Source organism: Streptomyces niveiscabiei, from assembly GCF_001419795.1.
GTDB classification, from domain to species: Bacteria; Actinomycetota; Actinomycetes; order Streptomycetales; family Streptomycetaceae; genus Streptomyces; species Streptomyces niveiscabiei.
In genome coordinates this window covers 1-6,899 of sequence record NZ_LIRL01000567.1, presented here as the reverse complement: position 1 = coordinate 6,899, position 6,899 = coordinate 1, and the positions used below count along the sequence as shown (strand labels likewise).

Below are 6,899 nucleotides of genomic sequence, written 5' to 3'. Positions count from 1 at the left end.
GTACGTCCTCGACGAGGAGCTGCTGAGCCTCCTGGAAGTCCTTGACGACGTCGGCGCGGTCGCTCTGCTGACGGGAGCGCGGCAGCAGGACGTCGGTGATCCGCTTGACGTCGTAGGGCGTGCCGAGCGCGTTCTGACGGCCCACGAACGGCGCGATGAAGTTGTCGGGGTCGGGGAAGTCGGGCTGCCACCCGCGTCCGAAGACCGGGTACTCGCCCTTCTGGTAGCCGAGGACGTACGTGTTCCAGGGCCGGCTCTTGAGGGTCACCTTGAACAGCCCGGACGCGTCCAACTGGGCCTTGATCTCCTTGAATTCGAGCCCGGTGTCGGAGCCGTACCGGTCGGTGGTGTACCAGAGGGTGAGCGGTACGGGCGTGGTGACGTCGGCCTTGTCGAGGATCGCGCGCGCCTTGCCGGTGTCGGGTTCGCCGAAGACGTCGAAGAAGGGCGTCGTGTGCCCGGTGAGGCCCTGCGGGATCATGGAGTACAGGGGCTCGACGGTGTCCTGGTAGACCTTGTGGGCGATGGCGCCCCGGTCGATGGTCTGGGCGACGGCCTTGCGTACGGCGATGTCGTTCGCGGCCGGGTCCTTGGGGTTGAAGACGAGGTAGTTGATGGCGCTCCCGGCGCCCTCGTGCAGTTCGAGTCCCTTGTTCTCGTCGCTCTTGCTCTCCAGGGAGACGACGTCGTCGGCGGCGAGCCCCTGGTAGGTGATGTCGATCCCGCCGTCGCGCAGGGACTTGACCATGCTCGCGGAGTCCGGGAAGTAGCGGATGGTGACGGCGTCGTTCTTGCGGGCGGCGAACCCCTTGTACGTCGGGTTGCGCACGAGGACGGCCTCTTTGCCCTGGTCGTAGGCGTCGAGCCGGTACGGCCCCGAGCCGATGACCCGGGAGTCCTTGCGCAGCGAGTTGTCGGGGTAGGCGACGGCGGGCACGAGGGAGAGCGCGGGGGTGGCGAGGACGAACGGGAAGGTCGCGTCGGGCTTGTTGAGCCGGAAGACGACACCGCGCTCGCCCTCGGTCTCGACCTTGTCGAGGGAGCCGAGGAGCCCTGCGGGACCGGTCTGCGCGTTGATCGCGCGGATGCGGTCGACGGAGTGCTTGACGGCCGCGGCGTCGAGCTTGTCGCCGTTGGAGAACTTCAGCCCGGATCTCAGCTCGCAGCTGTAGACGCGGTGATCGGCGCTGAAGGTGCAGCTCTTGGCGGCGTCCGGCTCGGGCGAGGTCGCGCCGTTGGGGTAGGAGAGCAGCGTCTGGTAGACGTTGCGGAACAGCTCCCAGGAGCCGTCCCAGGCACCGGCCGGGTCGAGGGTGCTGGGCGCGCTGGTGGTGCCCACGACGATGGGCCCCTTGTCCCCGGAGCCGCTGTCGGAGAGGTAGCCGCAGCCCGCGACCATCCCGAGGGAGGCGAGCACCGCCACACCCCGCAGGCTTCGCTTCATGAACACGCGCACGCTCCTCGATCAGCCGTACCAAGGGGGGTTGGCGCGAGACCCTACCGCAGCGCGGGGCGGCGTGAACCGGTTCCTCGTACACGTATTCGTACGAGGAGTACGCCGAAGGCGCCGCCCCAGGTCAGGAGCGACGCCTTCGCGAAGGTGCGACCGCGCTTATCCCACAGCCGCGTTGAGGAAGATCCCGCCGTCGACGACGAGCGTCTGCCCGGTGATCCAGTCGGACTGGTCGGACGTCAGGAAGGCCGCCGTCCCCCCGATGTCGGACGGCACGCCGAGCCGCCCGAGCGGGTACGCGGCAGCCGCCTCCGCCTCGCGCCCCTCGTACAGCGCCTCGGCGAACTTGGTCTTCACGACGGCCGGCGCGATGGCGTTGACCCGCACCTTGGGCGCGAACTCGTGCGCGAGCTGCTGGGTGAGGTTGATCATCGCGGCCTTGCTCATGCCGTACGCGGCGATGAACGGCGAGGGCGCGATGCCGGACACGGAGGCGATGTTGACGATGGCGCCGCCGTTGTCCTTCTGCCAGGCGTGCCAGGTCTTCTGCGCGAAGCCGAGCGCGGAGATGACGTTGGTCTCGTAGACCTTGCGGGCGACGTTCAGGTCGAGGTCGGCGAGCGGCCCGAACACCGGGTTGGTCCCGGCGTTGTTGACGAGGAAGTCGACGCGCCCGAAGGCTTCCATCACGCGGTCGACGACCTCGGCCTGGTGGTCGAGGTCGTGCGCCTTGCCGGCGACGCCGATGACGCGGTCGGCGCCGAGCCGGTCGACGGCTTCCTTGAGGGCGTCCTCGTTGCGGCCGGTGATGCACACGCGGTCGCCGCGCGCGACGAGCGCCTCGGCGACGCCGTACCCGATGCCTCGGCTGGCGCCGGTGACCAGCGCGACCTTGCCGGAGAGTTCCACAGTCATGGGGTGCTTCCTAGTTGAGCGGGCCGCCGGCGACGTACAGGACCTGGCCGGAGACGAATCCGGCCGCCTCGCCGGTGAAGAAGGCGATGGCGTTGGCGATGTCCTCGGGCTCGCCGACGCGCTGGACGGGGATCTGGGTCGCGGCGGCCTTCTTGAAGTCCTCGAAGTCCATGTTGACCCGGTCGGCGGTGGCCTTGGTCATCTCGGTGGCGATGAAGCCGGGCGCGACGGAGTTGGCGGTGATGCCGAACTTGCCGAGCTCGATGGCGAGGGTCTTGGTGAAGCCCTGCAACCCGGCCTTGGCGGCGGAGTAGTTGACCTGGCCGCGGTTGCCGAGCGCCGAGGAGGAGGAGAGGTTGACGACCCGGCCGAACCCGGCGTCGACCATGTGCTTCTGGACGGCGCGGGTCATCAGGAACGAGCCGCGCAGGTGGACGTTGAGAACGGTGTCCCAGTCGGAGGCGCTCATCTTGAACAGCAGGTTGTCGCGCAGGACGCCCGCGTTGTTGACGAGGATCGTCGGGGCGCCCAGTTCGGCGGCAACGCGCGCGACGGCGGCCTCGACCTGCGCCTCGTCGGAGACGTCCGCGCCGACGGCGATGGCCTTGCCGCCGGCCGCGGTGATCTTCTCGACGGTGTCCTTGCAGGCGGCCTCGTCCAGGTCGATCACGGCGACCGCGCGGCCCTCGGCGGCCAGCCGTACGGCGGTGGCGGCGCCGATGCCGCGTGCCGCGCCGGTGACGATCGCGACGCGCTGTTCTGTGGTGGACATGTGCTGCTTCTCCTCGCCCTTGAGAAAACCCTCTTGAAGAACGCCGGCTGGCCCTCGCTGTGCGGTGAGCAACCGCTTAGTACCTTCGCCACCCGTGACGCTAGAAGCCCCGGCACTCCGTGTCAACGGGCCACCCGGCCACTGTGATCGAAACCCCGCCGGTCACCTCACCAGCAGATCCAGCAACCGTTCCGCCTCGGCCGCCGGATCCCCGGTCAGCCCGGTGTGCACGGGCCCCGGCTGCACGACGGCCGACCGGGGCGCGACGAGCCACCTGAACCGCTTCCCGGGATCGTCCCCGGCGCTCTGCCCGGCGGCCTCGCAGACCCGCTCCACGGCCCCCAGCGCCGCCCGCACGCCCTCGACGTCCGCCCGGGGGTCGAGGGCCAGCAGCCGCGCCTCGTCGAGATGCGTACGGGCCCCCACGTACCCCTTGGCGCGGCAGTACACCAGCACGCCCGCGTTGACGCACTCACCGCGCTCCACGCGCGGGACGACGCGCAGCAGCGCGTACTCGTAGACGTCCCCGGCGGCGCTGCGCCCGTCCCGGGTGATGTGCCGCTCGGTGAGCTGTCCGGCCATGTGGGTGAGGTGCTCGGTCATGCGCTGATCCCCTTCACGCGGGTGTGGATGTCGGCCGCCCGGGCCAGCAGCGGCGCCGCGTACGCCCGGCGCAGCGCGTCGGGGTCGTCGAAGCCGGCCTCGCCGGTGAGCCACTCGTCCGGGATCTCGGCGGTGACCTCGGCGAGGAGTTCCGCGGTGACCTGCGGGGCGAGGTCGGCGGCGGCGCCCGCGACGTCGGGCGCGAAGGCCGCGAGGGCGTGGTCGGAGGCGTCGTAGGGGCGGGCGGCGGAGGTCTCGGCGGACGGCCAGTTGTGGTGCCAGATCATCGTCGCGCCGTGGTCGATGAGCCAGAGCTCGTCGCGGTGCATCAGCAGGTTCGGGTTGCGCCAGGAGCGGTCGACGTTGTTGACCAGCGCGTCGAACCAGACGATCCGCCCGGCGTCCTCGGCGCTCACCTCGAAGGCCAGCGGGTCGAAGCCGAGCGCCCCGGAGAGGAAGTCCATCCCGAGGTTGGTGCCGCCGCTGGAGCGGATCAGGTCCTGCACCTGCTGGTCGGGCTCGGCAAGTCCGAGGACCGGGTCGAGCTGTACGGTGACCAGGCGCGGCATGCGGAATCCGAGCCGCCGGGCCAGCTCGCCGCAGACGACCTCGGCGACCAGCGTCTTGCGGCCCTGGCCCGCGCCGGTGAACTTCAGGACGTAGGTCCCGAAGTCGTCGGCCTCGATCAGACCGGGCAGCGAACCGCCTTCCCGCAGGGGCGTGATGTAGCGGGTGGCGGTGACGTCCTTGAGCATCCGCCCAGGTTACCGAGGGCGGGCCGACAGCTCGACGACAGCTCTGGCTTACGCCCGCCCGACCGGCCGCGCGCGAGGATCGCGGGACGTCCCCGGATCGGGGCCGCGCTGAACGGTTCGCGGCCCGCAGCCGTACCCGTGTGCGTATCCCGAGAATCCCACCCCCCGAAGGGAAACCTCAGCATGACCAGCGGACCGCTCAAACCCCTCGCAGGCCCCGCCCGTCGCACCGTCGTGACGGCGGCCGGAGCGGCGGGGCTCGCCGTGGCGCTGACCGCGTGCGGAAGCTCCGACGACGACTCGTCGGCGGCGACCGGTTCGAACGACAACGGCACCACGGGCTCGACCGGTTCGACCGGGTCGTCCCCCTCCACGACGACCGGCGGCTCGGCCGGCGGCGCCGCGCTCGCCACCACCGCCGACATCCCCGAGGGCGGCGGCAAGGTCTTCGCCTCGGAGAAGGTCGTCGTCACCCAGCCGACGGCGGGCACCTACAAGGCGTTCTCCGCCGTCTGCACCCACCAGGGCTGTGCGGTCAAGAGCGTGGCGGACGGCGTCATCAACTGCCCGTGCCACCAGAGCAACTTCTCCATCGAGGACGGCAGCGTGAAGAGCGGCCCGGCGCAGAAGCCGCTCCCGTCGGTGAACATCACCGTCAGCGGCAACAACATCACCCTGGCGTAGCAGGGGAGTCGAACCCCGCCAGCACCTCGTCCGTGGTCGCGACCGTGGCGACCAACGCGAGGGTGTGGCGGACCATCGCGGGGGTGTACTCCGGCGGCACCCCCGCGATCGCGTCCGACGCGACGACGACCGTGTAGCCCGAATTCACCGCGTCGAACACCGAGTTGGGGATCGCGACGTTCGCGGACACCCCGACGACGACCAGCGTCCGGCACCCCAGGTTCCGCAGCAGAGCGTCCACCTCGGTCCCGTGCAGCGGCGACAGCCCGTGCAGTCTCCGTACGACGATGTCGCGCTCGTCGACCTCGATCGGCGCCGCGACCCGCACCGCGCGCGAACCGGCGAGCTGCTGGACGGGCAGCCGCTCGGCGGCCCGGAACAACCGCGCGTTGCGGCTCGCGCCCTTCCCGTCCGGCCGGCGTTCCGCGACCGCGTGGACGACCTGCACACCGGCCGCGTGGGCGGCGGCGACCAGCCGGGCGACGTTGTCCAGCACGCCCGACTTCCTTGCCTCGGCGGCAAGTTGAGGCAGGGCGGCGTCCTCTCCGACGACCCCCTCCTGGCACTCCACCGTGAGCAGAACCGTATTCTCGGTGTCGAGAATCACATCTCCCCCTGGCGTCCGGGTCGCCCGAGAGGGTACCCACCATTGCGTCGGCCCGGAAGGCGGCCCATGCTGATTTCTGATGAGCCGTCAGAGGATCTTTCGGTGTCCCGTGAGGAAACCCGGCGGGGCCGGACGTAAGGAAAGACGGAACGAGCCAACAGAAAAGGGGGCCGCATGACTGTCACTCAGCGTCGGGGCCGCAAGATCATGATGACGCCGGGGGAACTGGACGAGTTCCTCGACACCCAGCGCACCTGCCGGGTGGCCACGGTGTCGACGGACGGCGCCCCGCACGTCAGCGCGCTGTGGTTCCTCTGGGACGGCACCTCGCTCTGGCTGTACTCGGTCGTACGCAGCAAGCGCTGGACCCACCTGCGCCGGGACCCCCGCGTCGCCATCGTCATCGACACGGGCGAGGAGTACGACCAGCTACGGGGCGTCGAACTGTCCGGCACCGTCGAGTTCATCGGCGAGATCCCCCGCACCGGAGAGCTGTGCGCCGAACTCGACGCCGTGGAGACCCGGTTCGCCCGCAAAAACTTCCGCCTGGACTCGATGCCGCACGACGGAAGGCACGCGTGGATACGCCTGACACCGGAGAAGGTGGTGTCGTGGGACTTCCGCAAGCTGGGGTCGTGAGGTCCGTTCAGGGGACCTGACACCCACTCACAAACCCTTCTCCGACGCCGACTTGAGCACCTCCACCGCCGCCCTGCCCGACGGGCGGCGGCCGGCGCGGCCTTAAACCACCCCCCAATCGGAAGAACCCTTCACAGCCTCAGCGATGGCCTGAGCGAGTTTCTCCGTCTCTTCCTCCCGGAGAGTGGAGACCGTCACCCGGATACCGGGACCGGAATTCACCCGGAATCTCCCACCGGCAGCGACGGCCCACCCTTCCCGCAGCAGCCGGGCCACCACTCCCGTCTCGTCCTCGACGGGAATCCACACTCCCAGCCCGCTCCGGCCCCGGGTCTCGACTCCCCTTGCCCGCAAAGCGTCGATCAGCATCTCCCGGCGGCCCCGGTAAACCCCGCCCACCGCGGCCGGATCGACACCTCCGTGCTCCCACAGCCACACCACAGCCCGCTGCACCACCAGGCTCACCCACCC

General features: G+C 70.2%; 8 protein-coding genes and 1 pseudogene. 2 read left to right on the top strand and 7 right to left on the bottom strand.

Annotated features, from left to right (window positions below; all coding sequences use genetic code 11):
• The 5 genes from AOK24_RS26490 to AOK24_RS26470 all read right to left on the bottom strand — a co-directional run.
• On the bottom strand, positions 1 to 1,444 hold a 1,444-nt coding region (locus AOK24_RS26490), incomplete at its 3' end, for an ABC transporter substrate-binding protein (protein WP_420876694.1).
• A 168-nt stretch (positions 1,445 to 1,612) separates the two neighbouring features.
• A complete protein-coding gene (locus AOK24_RS26485) occupies positions 1,613 to 2,368 on the bottom strand; it encodes an SDR family oxidoreductase (RefSeq protein WP_055722579.1) in 756 nt (251 codons plus the stop codon).
• Between the two features lie 10 nt (positions 2,369 to 2,378).
• Positions 2,379 to 3,140, bottom strand: coding sequence for a 3-oxoacyl-ACP reductase FabG (fabG, locus tag AOK24_RS26480; RefSeq protein WP_055722578.1), 762 nt, complete (start codon positions 3,138 to 3,140; stop codon positions 2,379 to 2,381).
• 162 nt (positions 3,141 to 3,302) lie between these two features.
• Positions 3,303 to 3,722 (bottom strand): DUF3037 domain-containing protein, encoded by a 420-nt coding sequence (locus AOK24_RS26475; RefSeq protein WP_079056997.1) that lies wholly within the window; start codon positions 3,720 to 3,722, stop codon positions 3,303 to 3,305.
• A gap of 17 nt (positions 3,723 to 3,739) precedes the next feature.
• Positions 3,740 to 4,498: a HipA family kinase gene (locus AOK24_RS26470; protein ID WP_055722576.1), complete on the bottom strand. Its 759-nt coding sequence runs from the start codon at positions 4,496 to 4,498 to the stop codon at positions 3,740 to 3,742.
• Between the two features lie 183 nt (positions 4,499 to 4,681).
• Here AOK24_RS26470 and AOK24_RS26465 point away from each other — a divergent pair, with 183 nt between their 5' ends.
• The gene (locus AOK24_RS26465) at positions 4,682 to 5,182 is read left to right on the top strand and encodes a Rieske (2Fe-2S) protein (protein WP_055722575.1); all 501 of its coding nucleotides are present in this window, start codon (positions 4,682 to 4,684) and stop codon (positions 5,180 to 5,182) included.
• Here the strand turns inward: AOK24_RS26465 and AOK24_RS26460 are convergent.
• The gene (locus tag AOK24_RS26460; protein WP_055722574.1) at positions 5,169 to 5,789 is read right to left on the bottom strand and encodes an isochorismatase family protein; all 621 of its coding nucleotides are present in this window, start codon (positions 5,787 to 5,789) and stop codon (positions 5,169 to 5,171) included. The genes AOK24_RS26465 and AOK24_RS26460 overlap by 14 nt on opposite strands.
• 174 nt (positions 5,790 to 5,963) lie before the next feature.
• Here AOK24_RS26460 and AOK24_RS26455 point away from each other — a divergent pair, with 174 nt between their 5' ends.
• Complete coding sequence (locus AOK24_RS26455) at positions 5,964 to 6,428, top strand: pyridoxamine 5'-phosphate oxidase family protein (RefSeq protein WP_055722573.1); 465 nt, start codon at positions 5,964 to 5,966, stop codon at positions 6,426 to 6,428.
• Positions 6,429 to 6,530: 102 nt separating this feature from the next.
• Here the strand turns inward: AOK24_RS26455 and AOK24_RS26450 are convergent.
• A pseudogene (locus AOK24_RS26450) lies at positions 6,531 to 6,899 on the bottom strand (aminotransferase class I/II-fold pyridoxal phosphate-dependent enzyme); the annotation flags it as partial.

Coding starts and splice junctions, on each gene's coding strand:
- AOK24_RS26475 (WP_079056997.1), bottom strand. CDS start 3,722: ATGGCCGGACAGCTCACCGAGCGGCACATCACCCGGGACGGGCGCAGC.
- AOK24_RS26470 (WP_055722576.1), bottom strand. CDS start 4,498: ATGCTCAAGGACGTCACCGCCACCCGCTACATCACGCCCCTGCGGGAA.
- AOK24_RS26465 (WP_055722575.1), top strand. CDS start 4,682: ATGACCAGCGGACCGCTCAAACCCCTCGCAGGCCCCGCCCGTCGCACC.
- fabG (WP_055722578.1), bottom strand. CDS start 3,140: ATGTCCACCACAGAACAGCGCGTCGCGATCGTCACCGGCGCGGCACGC.
- AOK24_RS26485 (WP_055722579.1), bottom strand. CDS start 2,368: ATGACTGTGGAACTCTCCGGCAAGGTCGCGCTGGTCACCGGCGCCAGC.
- AOK24_RS26455 (WP_055722573.1), top strand. CDS start 5,964: ATGACTGTCACTCAGCGTCGGGGCCGCAAGATCATGATGACGCCGGGG.